The organism is Pseudomonas sp. PF05 (assembly GCF_056521845.1).
In genome coordinates, this window is sequence record NZ_JBWLPW010000021.1 from 51,805 (window position 1) to 67,468 (window position 15,664).

Here is a 15,664-nt window from a genome sequence, read left to right on the forward strand (position 1 = left end):
ACACCGCGCGAGTGGGAGCAAAGCTTGCTCCCCCACAGCCTTGCTCCCACAGCCCCCTTGCGACAGGTGCGATCAACCCGCCCGACGCAACAGCCAGAGCCCGGCCAACGCGCAGACACCGGCCGGCACCAGCACCGCAAACAGCGGCGAGAAGCCGAACACCAGGCTCGACGGCCCCAGCAGATCCTGGGCAATGCGGAAAGTGAAGCCCACCAGCACGCCGGTAAACACCCGCTGGCCAAGGGTCACCGAACGCAGCGGACCGAAAATGAAGGAAATGGCCATCAACACCAAGGCGGCGGTGACCAACGGTTGCAACACCTTGACCCAAAACGCCAGCCAGTAGCGGCCGTTATTCAAGCCCTGGTCCGCCAGGTAGTGGATATACCCCCACAAGCCGGTAATCGACAGGGATTCAGGTGCCATCACCACAGTGCTGAGCAGCTGCGGGCTGATCGACACATCCCAGCGTTCCTGTGGCGCGGCGACCACCTCGGTACGCTTGTCATGGAACACAGTGGTGGTGACGTCATTGAGTTGCCAGTGATCCTCGGCGAATTTGGCGCGCTTGGCGAAGCTCGACGAGAGCATGTGCCGCTGGTCGTCGAAGCGATAACGGGTCACGCCGTAGAGAATGCCGTTGGGCTGGACCGAGTTGATATGGATGAATTCATCGCCCTGGCGGTGCCACAGGCCGTGCTTGGCGCTTTGCGCATCGCCACCGCCCTGGGCCAGGGAACGGTTGGCCTGGGCAGTATTTTCGGTGGCAGGGGCAATGTATTCGCCGATCAACACACCCACCAGCATCAGCACCAACATGGGCTTCATCACCGCCCAGACGATCCGACCAATGGACACGCCGGCGGCGCGCATGATGGTCAGTTCGCTGTTGCTGGCCAGGCTGCCCAGGCCGATCAGGCAGCCGATCAACGCGGCCATTGGCAGCATGTCGTACAGACGCCGGGGGGCGGTCAGCAGCACGTAGCTCGCCACGTCCATCAAGGTATAGGTGTCGCTGACGTCGCTCATTTCATCGATGAAGGCAAACAGGGTCGCCAGGCCGAGAATGATCCCCAGCACCGCAAGGATCGCCATGAACACGCTGCTGCCGATGTAGCGATCGAGCTTAACCACGGGCCACCTCCAGCGCGCTGCGGCGACTGGCCAGCTTCAGGCGTAGCGGCTCCCAATAGAGCAGCCCCAGGCCGATGGCCAGGAAGATCGAGTGCACCCACCACAGGCCCAGGGCTGGCGGGATCTTGCCTTTCTCCAACGCACTGCGGGCGGAAATCAGGATGGTCAGGTAAGCCATATACAGAAGAATCGCCGGCAGCAGTTTGAGGAAACGCCCCTGGCGCGGGTTGACCCGCGACAGCGGGACCGCCATGAGGGTCACGATGAACACCAGCAGCGGCAAGGACAGGCGCCATTGCAGCTCGGTACGGGCACGAATGTCCTTGTTGCCCAGCAGGCTGGCGGTGGACATCGCGTCACGGTCAGTGACTTCGTCGCTGACCTCGGGCTTGGGCAACAGCACGCCATAGGTGTCGTACTTGATGGCCCGGTAATCGGCCTGCCCCGGCTTGCCGTCATAGCGATAGCCGTTTTCCAGGATCAGGTAGCGATTGCCGTCGGGGTTGATTTCCTGCCGGCCCTTCTCGGCCACCAGCACGGAAATGCCACGGTCTTTCTTGGTATCCGAAGACAGGTTCTTTTGTGTAATGAAGACGCCGCCCAGGTCGATCCGATCGTCCGAGAGCCGTTCGGTGTAGGTCACGCGCGTACCGTCGCGCAGGGCCTGGAAGCGCCCTGGCACCAGGGTGTCGAACTCGGTCATGGCGTCCTGCTGGTTGATCAGCAGTTGGAACTGGGTGGCGCCCTGGGGTGCCAGGCTCAGGCTCAGCCAGGCCACCACCAGTGCCACCAACGTGGCCGGGAACAGCGTCATGCGAAACAGGCGCTGCTGGCTCATGCCAGTGGCCGACAGCACGGTCATTTCGCTGTCCAGGTACAAGCGCCCGTAAGCCAGCAGGATGCCGAGGAACAACCCCAGCGGCAGGATCAATTGCAAGAAGCCCGGCAGGCGGAACCCCATGATCAGGAACAGCGAGCCCGGGTCCAGGGCGCCGGAGGCCGCCTGGGCGAGGTATTTGATGAAGCGCCCGCTCATGATGATGACCAGCAGCACGGCGCTGACGGCGCTCAGGGTCAGCAGGACTTCACGGGATAAATAACGGAAGACGATCAAACCAGACACTCCAGGATTGTCAGGCTAAGGCGGCCAAACAAGAAACGTATCGAGCCAGCTCATGCAACGAGCCGCCAAAAAAAGAGCCGCATTATCCTGTGATTGGAGGCGCCTGTCACTGCGCACGCTTTAAGCACACGCTTCACAAGGTCAAAAAGTTAACGGCTACCAGGGTTGTCAGGCTCGGCCGCCGGGGTTCAAACTGCGGCCTTTGTCGTCGGCACGTACCGGCGCTTCTCTTATATAGAAGACAGCTGCTCAGCGCGCCACTGTCTCGGCGCCTGGCCTCTTGACCATTGACTCAGGGATCCGGACATGGAACTGGTTGTAAAAAGCGTCAGCCCAGAAACGTTGAAAACCGCCACACTGGTAGTTGCCGTCGGTGAAGACCGCAAGCTCGGCGTGGTCGCCACCCAGCTCGATACCCTGAGCGGTGGGGCCATCAGTGCCGTGCTCAAGCGCGGCGACCTGGCCGGCAAAGTCGGCCAGAGCCTGTTGCTGCACAACCTGCCCAACCTCAAGGCCGAGCGCGTGCTGCTGGTGGGCGTGGGCAAGGACGCTGAGCTGGGCGACCGTCCGTTGCGTAAAATCATTGCCGGCGTGCTGGGCACCCTCAAGGGCCTTGGCGGCGCTGATGCCGCCCTGGCGTTGGACGAGTTGGTGATCAAGGGCCGCGACAGCTACGGCAAGAACCGCCTGCTGGCCGAAACCCTGGTGGACGGCGAATACCAGTTCGACCAGTTCAAGAGCCAGAAAGCCGAGCCCCGCGCCCTGAAAAAAATCACCCTGCTGACCATCAAGGCCGCCCAGGCTGAAGTCCAGCGTGCCGTGACCCACGCCACCGCGATTGCCAACGGCATGGCGTTCACACGCAACCTGGGCAACCTGCCGCCGAACATCTGCCACCCGACGTTCCTCGGCGAACAAGCCAAGGCATTGGGCAAGGAGTTCAAGGGCCTGAAGGTCGAAGTCTTCGACGAGAAGAAGATCAAGGACCTGGGCATGGGTTCGTTCTATGCCGTCGGCCAGGGCAGCGCCCAGCCACCACGCCTGATCGTGATGCAGTACAACGGAGGCAAGAAATCCGAGAAGCCGTACGCACTGGTCGGCAAGGGCATCACCTTCGACACCGGCGGCATCAGCCTCAAGCCGGGTGCCGGCATGGATGAGATGAAGTACGACATGGGCGGCGCCGCGAGCGTGTTCGGCACCCTGCGCGCCGTGCTCGAACTGCAACTGCCGATCAACCTGGTGTGCATCCTGGCCTGCGCCGAGAACATGCCCAGCGGTAACGCCTCGCGGCCGGGTGACATCGTCACCACCATGAGCGGCCAGACCGTGGAAATCCTCAACACCGACGCCGAAGGCCGCCTGGTGCTGTGTGATGCCCTCACCTACTCCGAGCGTTTCAAGCCCCAAGCGGTGATCGACATCGCAACCCTGACCGGTGCCTGCATCGTCGCCCTCGGCTCCCACACCTCGGGCCTGCTGGGCAACAACGACGAACTGATCGGCCAACTGCTCAGCGCCGGCCAGCAAGCCGACGACCGCGCCTGGCAGCTGCCACTGTTCGACGAGTACCAGGAACAACTGGACAGCCCGTTCGCCGACATCGCCAACATCGGCGGCCCGAAAGCCGGGACCATCACCGCGGCCTGCTTCCTGTCGCGCTTTACCAAGAACCTGAACTGGGCGCACCTGGACATCGCCGGCACGGCGTGGACCAGCGGCGGCAAGGACAAGGGCGCCACCGGTCGTCCGGTGCCCCTGCTGACCCAGTACCTGCTGGACCGCGCCAAGGCCTGACACCAATGACCGTCGCTGGCGTTGCCTTCGGGTGGCGTCATCGGCGGCTCAGGAACCGCAATGACCAAAGTCGATTTCTATATCCTGCCCAGCGCCGATCCGTCGGCGCGGCTGGATTTCGCCTGCAAGCTCGTCGAAAAGGCCTGGCGCATGGGGCACCGCATCTACCTGCATTGCAGCGATGCCGCCCAGCGTGAAGACCTGGACGCACGCCTGTGGGCTTTCAAGGGCGAGAGCTTCGTGCCCCACGGCCCGGCCGAAAACGAACCCGAAGGGTTGATCGTGCTGGGGCTGGGGGACGACTGCGGCCAGCACCAGGATCTGCTGGTCAACCTCGACCTGAAAGTACCGGCCTTTGCCCCGCGCTTCGCCCGTGTGGCGGAAGTGGTGGTCGAAGACCCGGTCATCCGACAAGCCGCGCGGGAGAGTTTCCGTTTCTACCGCGAACAGGGCTATCCTCTGCAAGACCACCGTTTACAGCGACTCTGAGCCCTACGATGGACACTCCAAAACCGCCACAAAAGCCCGCGCACCTGTTGGACGACCTCGAGTCGATCCGCCAACTGCTCGGCGACGACAACCTGCAACCGCCGCTGCTGACCGACACGGTCGTGCACGAGCCGGTGCATGACGAACAGATCCCCCTGCTGTTCGAGCCGATCAACGGCCAGCCCGAACCCAAGCCTGCCGCCAATACCGAAGCCAAGGGCCCCGACGCCCTGCTGCACCTGGACCGCGAACTACGCGCTGCCGCACAGTTGATCATGCAAGACGTCATCGACGACTTCGCCCCCCACATCGAGACCGAGATCAAACGCCGGCTGGATGCGCGGATGGAGCGGCTGCTCAGTCAGTACGAATAACCCGGTTCATATATGTTTTAGTGGCTCGGGCGCCTGCTCCCGCCGGACACGATGTAGGAGCTGTCGAGTGCAACGAGGCTGCGATCTTGTCCCGGACAATTGAGTCCTAAGCGAAAACCGAAAAGATCAAGATCAAGATCAAGATCAAGATCAAAAGATCGCAGCCTTCGGCAGCTCCTACAGTGCCTGGCGCGAGCAAGCGCCCTCGCCACAGGGACTTGTTGCGGCTCGCCCTGCGTCCTTCGCCCCGCTATACTTCCCGGCTTTTCCTGAATAAATGCCAATAGGGTCCCGCCGCGCATGGATAAGACCTACCAGCCGCACGCCATTGAAACTTCCTGGTACAACACCTGGGAGTCCGAGAATTATTTCGCTCCGCAAGGCGCGGGCGATTCCTACACCATCATGATCCCGCCGCCGAACGTCACCGGCAGCCTGCACATGGGCCACGGTTTCAACAACGCGATCATGGATGCCCTGATCCGCTTCCGGCGCATGCAAGGTCGCAACACCTTGTGGCAGCCGGGCACCGACCACGCCGGTATCGCCACGCAGATGCTGGTGGAGCGCCGCCTCGAAGCCCAGGGCCAGAGTCGCCATGACCTGGGCCGCGAGAAATTCCTCGAGAAAGTCTGGGAATGGAAAGACGAGTCCGGGGGCAACATCAGCCGCCAGATCCGTCGCCTCGGCTCGTCCGTGGACTGGAGTCGCGAGCGCTTCACCATGGACGACGGTCTTTCGGAAGCGGTGAAGGAAGCCTTCGTGCGCCTGCATGAAGACGGGCTGATCTATCGCGGCAAGCGCCTGGTCAACTGGGACACCAAGTTGCACACGGCCATTTCCGACCTCGAAGTGGAGAACCACGACGAGAAAGGTTTCCTGTGGAACCTGAAGTACCCGCTGGCCGACGGCGCCAAGACCGCCGAAGGCAAGGATTACCTGATCGTCGCCACCACGCGTCCGGAAACCATGCTGGGCGACGCCGCCGTGGCGGTGAACCCGAACGATGAGCGCTACCAGGCCCTGATTGGCAAATTCGTCGAACTGCCCCTGGTTGGTCGTCGCATCCCGATCATCGGTGACGACTACTGCGACCCCGAATTCGGCACCGGCTGCGTGAAAATCACCCCGGCCCACGACTTCAACGACTACGAAGTCGGCAAGCGCCACAACCTGCCGCTGCTGAACATCTTCGACAAGAACGCCAACGTCTTGCCGGCGGCCCAGGTGTTCAACCTCGACGGCACGCTGAACGACAGCATCGATGGCCAGATCCCGGCCGAATACGCCGGCCTCGACCGCTTCGAAGCGCGCAAACAGATCGTCGCGGCGTTCGATGCCGCCGGCCTGCTGGTCAGCGTCGACGATCACGCCCTGAAAGTCCCGAAAGGCGACCGCTCCGGCACCATCATCGAGCCGTGGTTGACCGACCAGTGGTACGTGTCCACCAAGCCGCTGGCCGAGCCTGCGATTGCCGCTGTCGAAGACGGCCGCATCCAGTTCGTGCCCAAGCAATACGAAAACATGTACTTCTCGTGGATGCGCGACATCCAGGATTGGTGCATCAGCCGTCAACTGTGGTGGGGCCATCGCATCCCGGCCTGGTACGACGAGTCGGGCAAAGTCTATGTCGGCCGTGATGAAGCCGAAGTCCGCGCCAAGCACAACCTCGGCCCGGACGTTGCCCTGGCGCAGGACAACGACGTCCTCGACACCTGGTTCAGTTCCGGCCTGTGGACCTTCTCCACCCTGGGCTGGCCGCAGCAGACCGAGTTCCTGAAGAAATTCCACTCCACCGACGTACTGGTCACCGGCTTCGACATCATTTTCTTCTGGGTCGCCCGGATGATCATGCTGACCATGCACCTGGTGAAGAACGAAGACGGCACGCCGCAAGTGCCGTTCAAGACCGTCTATGTCCACGGCCTGGTGCGCGACGGCCAGGGCCAGAAGATGTCCAAGTCCAAGGGCAACGTCCTCGACCCGCTGGACATCATCGACGGCATCGACCTGGAAACCCTGGTGCAGAAACGCACTTCCGGCCTGATGCAGCCGAAACTGGCGAAGAAGATCGAAAAAGCCACCCGCGAAGAATTCGCCGAGGGCATCGCCAGCTACGGCACCGACGCCCTGCGCTTCACCTTCTGCTCGCTGGCGTCCACCGGTCGCGACATCAAGTTCGACATGGGCCGCGTCGAAGGCTATCGCAACTTCTGCAACAAGATCTGGAACGCCGCGCGCTACGTGCTCGATAAAGGCGAAGACTGCGGCCAGAACGGCGAAGCCTTTGAGCTGAGCCTGGCCGATCGCTGGATCATTTCGCAGTTGCAACGCACCGAGGCCGAGGTAACTCGCCAGCTCGATCAGTTCCGTTTCGACCTGGCCGCGCAAGCCTTGTACGAGTTCATCTGGAACCAGTATTGCGACTGGTACCTGGAGCTGTCCAAGCCTGTGCTGTGGGACGAAAACGCCCCGGTCGAACGCCAGCGCGGCACCCGTCGCACCCTGGTGCGCGTGCTGGAAGTGGCCCTGCGCCTGGCGCATCCATTCATGCCGTTCATCACCGAGGAAATCTGGCAGCGCATCGCACCGCTGGCAGGCGTCCAAGGCAAGACGATCATGCTGCAACCGTGGCCGGTGGCCAACGAAACCCGCATCGATCCGGCGGCCGAAGACGACATCGAGTGGCTCAAGACCTTCATGCTGGGCCTGCGTAACATCCGCGCCGAAATGAACATCGGCCCGGGCAAGCCTCTGACCCTGTTCCTGAAAAACGCCAGCGCCGAAGACCTGCGCCGCCTCAACGAAAACGAGCCACTGCTCAAGAAACTGGCGAAGCTCGAATCGGTGACGGTCCTGGCAGCCGGCGAAGAAGCGCCACTGTCGGCCACCGCCCTGGTTGGCGAGATGGAAGTGCTGGTGCCAATGGCCGGCCTGATCGACAAGGCCGCCGAACTGGCGCGTCTGGACAAGGAAATCCTGCGCCTCAAAGGCGAAGTGCAGCGGGTCGGCGGCAAACTGTCCAACGCCGGCTTCGTCGACAAGGCGCCGGCCGAAGTCATCGAGAAGGAACGGGCCAAACTGGCCGAGGCGGAACAGGCCTTGGGCAAGCTGGCCGAGCAGCATGAGCGGATTGCCAGCCTGTAACGGCGGTTCGCAATGAAAGAAGGAGGCCCTGGCGGCCTCCTTTTTTTCTGCCCGCCCTTTTCTGCCAGACAATGAAAATCTCTTGTGGGAGCGGGCTTGCTCGCGAAAGCGGTGGGTCAGCTTGCCTCTGCCTTGAATGTACCGACGCCTTCGCGAGCAAGCCCGCTCCCACATTTAAACCGCGCAGTCATCAAGACCGGGCCGGATGTGGGACAATGCCCGCCACTTTTTGAGCCATCCCCGAATCGACTCGCCCATGACCGCCCCCCGCACACCCAAACCTGCCCGCCAGAAGCCCAAGTCCGCCCCGCCGGCCAAAGCCGTGGCACCGCGCGAGCAAGCCAGCCTGCATCCGCGCAACCGCCACCAGGGCCGCTATGACTTCCCAGCGTTGATCAAGAGCACGCCGGAACTGGCGAAGTTCGTGATCATCAACCCCTATGGCAAGGAAAGCATCGACTTCGCCAGCCCCGAGGCCGTGCGGGTGTTCAACCGGGCGTTGCTCAAAGCTTTCTATGGCATCGCCCACTGGGATATCCCGGCCGACTACCTGTGCCCGCCGGTGCCAGGGCGTGCGGACTATGTGCATTTCCTCGCCGATTTGCTCGCCAGCCACAACGCCGGTGAAATTCCCCGCGGGGCGGCGGTCAAGGTGCTGGACATTGGCACCGGCGCCAACTGCGTCTATCCGCTGATCGGCTACAGCGACTACCGCTGGCACTTCCTGGGTTCGGAGATCGATCCGACGGCCATCGCCTCGGCCAAGGCCATCGTCCAGTCCAATGGCTTGAACAAGGCCATCCAGTTGCGCCAGCAAGCCAACCGCAAGCAGATTCTCCTGGGCCTGCTGGAAGACGGCGAACGGTTCGACCTGACGATGTGCAACCCGCCGTTCCATGCCTCCCTGGAGGAAGCCACCAAGGGCAGCCAGCGCAAGTGGCGGGCACTGGGCAAGGCCGATCCGAAGCGCAAGCTGCCGGTGCTGAATTTCGGCGGTCAAGCTGCGGAGTTGTGGTGCGAGGGTGGGGAAGCCCGGTTCGTGACGCAGCTGATCGGCGAAAGCGCACAACTGGCCGGGCAAGTGCTGTGGTTCAGCACCCTGGTGTCGAAGGCGTCGAACCTGCCAGCGATTCAAGCCGCGCTGAAAAAGGCCGGGGCGCTGCACAGTCAGGTGGTGGAGATGTCCCAGGGTCAGAAACAGAGTCGTTTCGTGGCCTGGACCTTCCAGACCGAGGCGCAGCAGCAGGCCTGGCGCCAGGCCCGCTGGATTCGCAAGGATCAGAAAGACACGGCTCCACTGTAGGAGCTGTCGAGCGAAGCGAGGCTGCGATCTTTTGATCTTTCGCTCGAGATTCAACTGCCAGGGGAAAGATCGCAGCCTCGCTTCGCTCGACAGCGCCTACGGGGCGGTTTCCAAGGCAATAAAAAACCGTGCCCGGATCGCTCCGAGGCACGGTTTTTTTTACAGCGGTCTTACTTGTTGACCGCGTCGGTCAGGCCTTTGGCCACAACCAGCTTGATCACTTTCTTGGCTGCGATTTCGATGGCAGCGCCAGTCGAAGGGTTGCGGCCGGTACGGGCAGGACGCTCGGTGACTTTCAGCTTGCCAACGCCTGGCAGAGTGATTTCGCCGCCATTTTCCAGCTGATCGGCAACGACTTGGCCCAGTTGGTCCAGCAGAGCACGCACGGTAGCTTTTGGTGCGTCTACAGATTCAGCCAAATCAGCGATCAGTTGGTCTTTAGTAAGAGCCATGTAGTGTTCCTTCCCTATCAAATTCATATGGATTGCAGAGTGCAGTGTCAGCCATCGAGCCCGATCTCTGTTGATCAGGCACCCTCGGCAATCACCGCGACGGATCGGGGTAATAGATGCCGAAAACCGGGTTTGGTTCGACCTGACAGATGCTGAATGCACGCTTAACGCAGTGACATCGCGTAAGACCGGGCAAAACTAGCACAACGCCTCTGAAATATCCGCTTCTAGCTACCCATTTGGTCAGCTTTCTTGCGCTAAAACGTTAAAAAAATGCATATAGGCTGTCGGACGGGTCTGAAAGGGTCTTTGCCGGGTTCCAAAACCAGTGATTGCGGTACACTGGGCCCTTTTTCGGGGAGCGCGCCCTCCTCTCTTTCATCAGCCGAGAAATCCATGCCGATCCGTCATTGCATCGTCCACCTGATCGACAAAAAACCCGACGGCACCCCTGCCGTGCTCCATGCCCGCGACTCCGAACTGGCAGAGTCCGCGGCCATCGAGAACATGCTCGCCGACCTCAACGAAAGCTATAACGCCAAGCAAGGCAAGGCCTGGGGCTTTTTCCATGCCGAGTCCGGGGCGCATCCGTTCAGCGGCTGGCTGAAGGAGTACCTGGACGGCGGCAAGGATTTCACCGCGTTCAGTCGCGTGGCGGTGGAACACCTGCAAAAGCTGATGGAGGAGTCCAACCTGTCGGTGGGCGGCCACGTGCTGTTCGCCCATTACCAGCAAGGCATGACCGATTACCTGGCCATCGCCCTGCTGCACCACAGCGAAGGCGTGGCGGTGACCGATGAGCTGGACGTGACCCCGTCCCGCCACCTGGACCTGGGCCAGTTGCACCTGGCGGCGCGGATCAACGTGTCGGAATGGCAGAACAACAAGCAGTCCAGGCAGTACATCTCGTTCATCAAGGGCAAGAACGGCAAGAAGGTTTCGGAGTACTTCCGCGACTTCATCGGCTGCCAGGAAGGCGTCGACGGCCCCGGCGAAACCCGTACCCTGCTCAAGGCCTTCAGTGACTTCGTCGAAAGCGAAGACCTACCGGAAGACGACGCCCGGGAAAAGACCAAGACCCTGGTCGACTACGCCAGCAGCCAGGCCAAGCTCGGCGAGCCGATGGGCCTGGAAGAACTCTCCGAGCTGATCGACGAAGATCGACCGAAAGCCTTCTACGATCACATCCGCAACAAGGACTACGGGTTGTCGCCGGAGATCCCGGCGGATAAACGCACCCTCAACCAGTTCCGCCGCTTCACCGGCCGCGCCGAAGGCTTGTCCATCAGCTTCGAAGCGCACTTGCTGGGTTCCAAGATCGAGTATGACGAGGAAGCCGGTACGTTGATCATCAAAGGGTTGCCCACGTCGCTCACCGATCAGCTCAAGCGGCGCAACTGATGCTCGCCGGGGCGCTGAAGAAGTGCCTGCTGGTCCTGCTGGTGGTGGTGGCCTATCAGAACTGGGGCAAGATCGAGCGGGTGTTCAACCCGTCGCAGATGGTTGCCGAGCAGATTCGCAGCAATGCCCGCGTGGTGCTGTACGCCACCGACTGGTGCGGCTACTGCAAGGCCACCCGGCGGTTCCTGGATGAAAAAGGCGTGCCGTTTCGCGAGTTCGATATCGAGAAGGACACCGAGGCGCGCAAGACCTATGAGGCGCTGGGTGGCCGGGGGATTCCGATCCTGGATGTGAACGGCACGTTGATTCGTGGGTATGAGCCGGAGAATATTCTCAGGGCATTGTCCGCGATATAGGTTTGAGGGCCTCATCGCGAGCAAGCTGGCTCCCGCAAGGTCATTCGTTGTTCATCGAGCCTCGATCCGAAACCCGAGCCGCGGAAAGTGCACATGCACCACCCCGCCACGCGCGTCTTCACGACGCAGAATCAATTCCTCGCTCCCGGCAAACACCAACTCCCCAGCCACCGGATCAACACCATAGTCGGTCGCGGCGATGCTCACCTGTTGCCCTGTCGTGAAACCGTTCGGCTCTTCGAACGACTCATCCGGCAGCGCTGCCGGTGTCGCGTTGCGGGCAACCTCCAAGGCCTCTTCAGCACTCATCTGGCTCGAGGCACCATGACCAAAACCCAGCACCCGCGCCAACCAGGCCGAGACAGCCGGATAGGCGTCGACCAGCGGCGAGGTCACCGGGGTGCCCTTGAGGAACCACAGCGAATGGGCCATGGCGAAGTCGGCAATCGACGGATCACCCAACAGGAAATCACCCTCCTCACGCTGCAACTGTTGCTCCAGGCGCGCCATGATCGTCGGCCATTGGTGCTTGGCCTGCTCGGCAGCCAAGCGGGTCGTCGTGCCACCGCTGAACAGCCCGGCGCGGTCGCTGACGAACGCCTTGATCGCTTCGGGCGATAGCTTGGCGAAACGTACCGCCACCGACTCCGGCTGGAACACCAGGCTCACCGCATGCTGGAACACCACCGAATCGGCCCACGCGGCGAAAGACGCGGCGATCATCTCGCGGCCTTCGGGGAACAGCGCCGGCGAGGCTTTCTCCTGCTCCAGGCGGCGGGCCATCAGTGACGTATCGCAATAGATATCCGCGCCGATCTGCAAGACCGGGGTCTTGCGATAACCGCCCGTCAGCGCCGTCAGGTCAGGCTTGGGCATCATCGGCGGGATGCTCACCGAACGCCAGGACAGCCCCTTGAAGCCCAGCAGCAGCCGGGCTTTTTCCGCGAAAGGAGACGTTGGGTAATGATGAAGGATCAGCTCTGACATGAGATTGCCCATTGCAGGAATGAAGTCCTACAGCTTAACGCGCCTGGCCGGGCCAGCCTACCGGCCTGATAAAGGCCTATCAGCCCGGCTGATGTAGCGACAGCGCACTGGCCACCAGGCATTCCTTGGCGCTTTTCCTGAGCTTTTTGATCAGCCGCTCCTGGCGCAGGGCCTCGCCCTTGTCGCGACAAGCCTCGGTGTACACCAGGGCCACTGCCGGGCTGGAAAGGAAGAAGCGTGCGCCCTTGCCGCTTTGATGCTTGGCGAAACGCCGCACCGGGTCATCACTGATGCCGCAGTACAGCGAGCCGTTGGCGGCCCGCACCAGGTAGACGAACCAGGGTTTGTCCGCTTCGGCGGGGCCTTGTGCAGGCAGATCGGGAGAGGGGGCGGCAGTCGTCACAAGATGTTCAACAGGTCGGCAAAGACAAGCCGCGATCTTATCAGCGACTGGCCTGGAACGCCCGCAGCCCCTTGAGCGCCTGGGCCCTGACGGCGTTGCGCACCAGCGGTGTCCAGCCCAGCAACAGACCCTTGGTGCCCAATGCCTGGCGAGACCAGCGCCACAGATCGAAGCTGTCGTGGTGCTCGCAGATCTTGCCGTCGCGAAAAACGAAGCGCGCCTGAATGTCATTGATCACGATGTTGCCGGTCTGGCTGAACAAATACGTCGCCACCCAATGAGCACCGCCGGTACGCTCATCGCTGCGCACGTTATCGAAGGTCAGGGAAAAGTCCTTGGCCCGAGTCGTCAACATGCGCCACATGTCGCCGGCATCGCGCCCATGCAGTTCGCCAAACGCCGGGTCGCTGAACAGCACGTCGTCGGTGTAGCAAGCGCTCATGGCTTCGGCGTCCAGGCGCTGGAAGGCCTGATAAAAACGGCTGATCAAGGCGTTGTTGGCATCACTCATGGACAGGCTCCGAAAAACGTTTCAGTAGGCCTGCACGATAATCTGCCGCCGCAGGGAAGACTATCGTCATTCGCCACGAAAATGATATCAATGACGGTCAGTGACCCTTTCGCTGCTGACCCCGACGTACAACGCCCGGCCTGCGCCGATGCCCGCGATGATCGCCCCCAGGCCAACCAGGCCGAAGATCCAGCCCAGGGCATGCCAGCCGCCGGTCAAGTCGTGGACCACACCCACGGCGAACGGCCCCAGCGACGCCAACGTATAGCCGAAGCCCTGGGCCATGCTGGAAAGGTTGGCGGCCACGTGAGCGTCCCGCGAACGCAACACGATCAGCGTGAGCGCCAGGCTGAATGCCCCACCCTGCCCCAAGCCCAGCAGGATCGCCCAGCCCCACAAGCCATCGAGCGGAGCGTAGAGGCAACCGAACAGCCCGCCCAGGACCATGAGCATGACGATCACGATGGCCAGGCGCTGGTCTTTGCCGCGTGTTGCCAGCCAAGGCGCCGCGAGGGAACTGATCAACTGCACGATGACCGAACCGGACAGCACGAGCCCGGCTTGAGTCGGGGTCAGGCCACGTCCAATCAGGATCGACGGCAGCCAGCCAAAGACGATGTAGGCCAGGGACGATTGCAGCCCCATGTACAACGTCACTTGCCAGGCCAGGGGATCACGCAGCAAGCCGCGAACCCGGTACGCCACTTGGTGGGCACCGTGTTTCTCGCCCACTTGCGGCAACCAGAACACCGCGGCCAGCAGCGCCGGGACCACCCAGAACCCCAGGCCCAAGGCCCAACTGTGGCCAAGGTGCTCGCTCAACGGCACCGTCGCCCCGGCCGCCATCGCCGCGCCCAGGCATAAAGCCATGGTGTAGACACCGGTCATGGTGCCAGCCTGCTTGGCGAAGTCACGTTTGACGATGCCCGGCAGCAGCACGCCGATCACACCGATACTCGCGCCGGCCAGGATGCTGCCGACAAACAGCCCGACCTGACCGAAGGCGCTGCGCAAGACAATCCCGCCCGCCAGCGTCAACAAGATCCCCAGCACCACGCGTTCGGCACCGAAGCGCCGCGCCAGCACCGGTGCCAGCGGCGCGAACAAGCCCAGGCAAAGCACAGGCAATGTGGTCAGCAAACCGGCCTGGGCAGCCGACAGGCCGAGGCTTCTCGACACTTCGCTGAGCAACGGCGCCATGCTCGACAACGCCGGACGCAGGTTCAGCGCCACCAGGATCAACCCAAGCAGCAACAGCCAGGGGCGACGCACCAACGGATGGCGCTGCTGGGCCTGCTCATCGTCGGCCTCGGCGTCGATCAACAGTTCTTCAAGTTCGGCGGCGCGTTTGGGCGCCGTCGAAGTGGCAGGGTCAAGCAGATCGCGGGACATGGAAAGCTCTGGTTCAGGGTTCATTGATCAACTGCCGGCAAAGGGCCTTGGCCTGCTCCGGGTCTTGGCGTTCGACGGCTTCGAGAATTTCGACGTGCAGGTCGAACACATGTTGATGGCGCGGGGTGATGTTGAGGCTCTGGCGCAGCTGTGCGCCAATGACGCTGGAGAAGTAGCGATAGAGTTCACTGAGCGCAGGGTTGTGCGCGGCATCCACCAGGAGGCGGTGGAACACCAGGTCGCAGGCGATGTAGTGCTCCAGGTCGCCGTGATAGTGCTCGGCGCTGTCCTGCAGCGCCCGGCGCAAGGCAAGCAGATCCTCATCGGTACGCCGCAGCGCCGCCAGGCCAATGGCCTCCACCTCCAGGATATGCCGGGTTTCCCGGGCCTGTTCCAGTGAACAGCGCGACAGCACCTTGAGCGTATCCAGCGGGTCAACCACTGCCCGCACGTAGCTGCCGTCGCCCTGGCGGATCTCGATCAACCCGGAAAACGCCAGCACGCGCATGGCTTCGCGCACGGTGTTACGGCTGATACCCAGCTCCGCCACCAGCTCCGGCTCGGTGGGCAAGCGCTGGCCGACGGGCCACACACCATCGCTGATACGCCGGCGCAATTGTTCCAAGGCCTGATCGACCAAGGAGCGTTTCATTAATGGAGAAATATCTGACATGGAGTCCACCCTTTCATCCAATCATAGGATGAATTTTCTGACATGTTAGTCAGCTTCGCGTAGGACGGCAATTGCCTAGGGTCAATGGGACGGAAAAGGAGCGAAATTTTCGATTAGTCAAT

15 protein-coding genes are annotated in these 15,664 nt (G+C 62.1%); 7 read left to right on the forward strand and 8 right to left on the reverse strand.

Annotation, left to right across the window (positions count from 1 at the left end; genetic code table 11):
- Nucleotides 1-72: 72 nt before the first annotated feature.
- Together lptG and lptF are read right to left on the reverse strand one after the other, a co-directional pair.
- Nucleotides 73-1,134 carry an LPS export ABC transporter permease LptG gene (lptG, locus tag AC09SL_RS25985; RefSeq protein WP_058544100.1) on the reverse strand — a complete coding sequence of 354 codons (1,062 nt, stop codon included), beginning with the start codon at nt 1,132-1,134 and terminating at the stop codon, nt 73-75.
- Nucleotides 1,127-2,248, reverse strand: coding sequence for an LPS export ABC transporter permease LptF (gene lptF / locus AC09SL_RS25990; RefSeq protein WP_058544101.1), 1,122 nt, complete (start codon nt 2,246-2,248; stop codon nt 1,127-1,129). The genes lptG and lptF overlap by 8 nt, the downstream gene beginning before the upstream one ends.
- A 315-nt stretch (nt 2,249-2,563) precedes the next feature.
- On the opposite strand from lptF, the gene AC09SL_RS25995 reads away from it, so the two are divergent.
- From AC09SL_RS25995 to rlmF, 5 genes are all read left to right on the forward strand, one after another.
- Nucleotides 2,564-4,054, forward strand: a complete 1,491-nt coding sequence (locus AC09SL_RS25995; RefSeq protein WP_058544102.1) for a leucyl aminopeptidase — start codon at nt 2,564-2,566, stop codon at nt 4,052-4,054.
- 60 nt (nt 4,055-4,114) lie between these two features.
- On the forward strand, nt 4,115-4,543 hold the full coding sequence (locus tag AC09SL_RS26000; protein ID WP_058544103.1) for a DNA polymerase III subunit chi: 429 nt from the start codon (nt 4,115-4,117) through the stop codon (nt 4,541-4,543).
- Between the two features lie 8 nt (nt 4,544-4,551).
- A complete protein-coding gene (locus AC09SL_RS26005) occupies nt 4,552-4,917 on the forward strand; it encodes a hypothetical protein (RefSeq protein ID WP_058544104.1) in 366 nt (121 codons plus the stop codon).
- Between the two features lie 300 nt (nt 4,918-5,217).
- Complete coding sequence (locus AC09SL_RS26010) at nt 5,218-8,064, forward strand: valine--tRNA ligase (protein WP_058544105.1); 2,847 nt, start codon at nt 5,218-5,220, stop codon at nt 8,062-8,064.
- 256 nt (nt 8,065-8,320) lie between these two features.
- On the forward strand, nt 8,321-9,367 hold the full coding sequence (gene rlmF, locus AC09SL_RS26015; protein ID WP_058544111.1) for a 23S rRNA (adenine(1618)-N(6))-methyltransferase RlmF: 1,047 nt from the start codon (nt 8,321-8,323) through the stop codon (nt 9,365-9,367).
- Nucleotides 9,368-9,537: 170 nt separating this feature from the next.
- Here the strand turns inward: rlmF and AC09SL_RS26020 are convergent, their stop codons facing one another.
- Entirely contained in the window at nt 9,538-9,819 is a 282-nt protein-coding gene (locus AC09SL_RS26020) for an HU family DNA-binding protein (protein WP_058544106.1), read from the reverse strand.
- 396 nt (nt 9,820-10,215) lie between these two features.
- Here AC09SL_RS26020 and yejK point away from each other — a divergent pair, with 396 nt between their 5' ends.
- Complete coding sequence (gene yejK, locus AC09SL_RS26025) at nt 10,216-11,220, forward strand: nucleoid-associated protein YejK (protein WP_058544107.1); 1,005 nt, start codon at nt 10,216-10,218, stop codon at nt 11,218-11,220.
- On the forward strand, nt 11,220-11,576 hold the full coding sequence (locus AC09SL_RS26030) for a glutaredoxin family protein (RefSeq protein ID WP_058544108.1): 357 nt from the start codon (nt 11,220-11,222) through the stop codon (nt 11,574-11,576). The genes yejK and AC09SL_RS26030 overlap by 1 nt, the downstream gene beginning before the upstream one ends.
- A gap of 51 nt (nt 11,577-11,627) precedes the next feature.
- Here the strand turns inward: AC09SL_RS26030 and AC09SL_RS26035 are convergent, their stop codons facing one another.
- The 5 genes from AC09SL_RS26035 to AC09SL_RS26055 form a co-directional block, all read right to left on the reverse strand.
- Complete coding sequence (locus AC09SL_RS26035; RefSeq protein ID WP_058544112.1) at nt 11,628-12,563, reverse strand: glutathione S-transferase family protein; 936 nt, start codon at nt 12,561-12,563, stop codon at nt 11,628-11,630.
- 79 nt (nt 12,564-12,642) lie between these two features.
- Complete coding sequence (locus AC09SL_RS26040) at nt 12,643-12,966, reverse strand: GIY-YIG nuclease family protein (RefSeq protein ID WP_064106955.1); 324 nt, start codon at nt 12,964-12,966, stop codon at nt 12,643-12,645.
- Between the two features lie 40 nt (nt 12,967-13,006).
- Nucleotides 13,007-13,477: a nuclear transport factor 2 family protein gene (locus AC09SL_RS26045; protein WP_058542790.1), complete on the reverse strand. Its 471-nt coding sequence runs from the start codon at nt 13,475-13,477 to the stop codon at nt 13,007-13,009.
- Nucleotides 13,478-13,564: 87 nt separating this feature from the next.
- The gene (locus AC09SL_RS26050) at nt 13,565-14,893 is read right to left on the reverse strand and encodes a CynX/NimT family MFS transporter (RefSeq protein WP_058542789.1); all 1,329 of its coding nucleotides are present in this window, start codon (nt 14,891-14,893) and stop codon (nt 13,565-13,567) included.
- Entirely contained in the window at nt 14,883-15,542 is a 660-nt protein-coding gene (locus tag AC09SL_RS26055; protein ID WP_058542788.1) for a FadR/GntR family transcriptional regulator, read from the reverse strand. The genes AC09SL_RS26050 and AC09SL_RS26055 overlap by 11 nt, the downstream gene beginning before the upstream one ends.
- Between the last annotated feature and the right edge of the window lie 122 nt (nt 15,543-15,664).

Coding starts and splice junctions, on each gene's coding strand:
- AC09SL_RS25995 (WP_058544102.1), top strand. CDS start 2,564: ATGGAACTGGTTGTAAAAAGCGTCAGCCCAGAAACGTTGAAAACCGCC.
- AC09SL_RS26000 (WP_058544103.1), top strand. CDS start 4,115: ATGACCAAAGTCGATTTCTATATCCTGCCCAGCGCCGATCCGTCGGCG.
- AC09SL_RS26005 (WP_058544104.1), top strand. CDS start 4,552: ATGGACACTCCAAAACCGCCACAAAAGCCCGCGCACCTGTTGGACGAC.
- AC09SL_RS26010 (WP_058544105.1), top strand. CDS start 5,218: ATGGATAAGACCTACCAGCCGCACGCCATTGAAACTTCCTGGTACAAC.
- rlmF (WP_058544111.1), top strand. CDS start 8,321: ATGACCGCCCCCCGCACACCCAAACCTGCCCGCCAGAAGCCCAAGTCC.
- AC09SL_RS26020 (WP_058544106.1), bottom strand. CDS start 9,819: ATGGCTCTTACTAAAGACCAACTGATCGCTGATTTGGCTGAATCTGTA.
- yejK (WP_058544107.1), top strand. CDS start 10,216: ATGCCGATCCGTCATTGCATCGTCCACCTGATCGACAAAAAACCCGAC.
- AC09SL_RS26030 (WP_058544108.1), top strand. CDS start 11,220: ATGCTCGCCGGGGCGCTGAAGAAGTGCCTGCTGGTCCTGCTGGTGGTG.
- AC09SL_RS26035 (WP_058544112.1), bottom strand. CDS start 12,563: ATGTCAGAGCTGATCCTTCATCATTACCCAACGTCTCCTTTCGCGGAA.
- AC09SL_RS26045 (WP_058542790.1), bottom strand. CDS start 13,477: ATGAGTGATGCCAACAACGCCTTGATCAGCCGTTTTTATCAGGCCTTC.
- AC09SL_RS26050 (WP_058542789.1), bottom strand. CDS start 14,893: ATGAACCCTGAACCAGAGCTTTCCATGTCCCGCGATCTGCTTGACCCT.
- AC09SL_RS26055 (WP_058542788.1), bottom strand. CDS start 15,542: ATGTCAGATATTTCTCCATTAATGAAACGCTCCTTGGTCGATCAGGCC.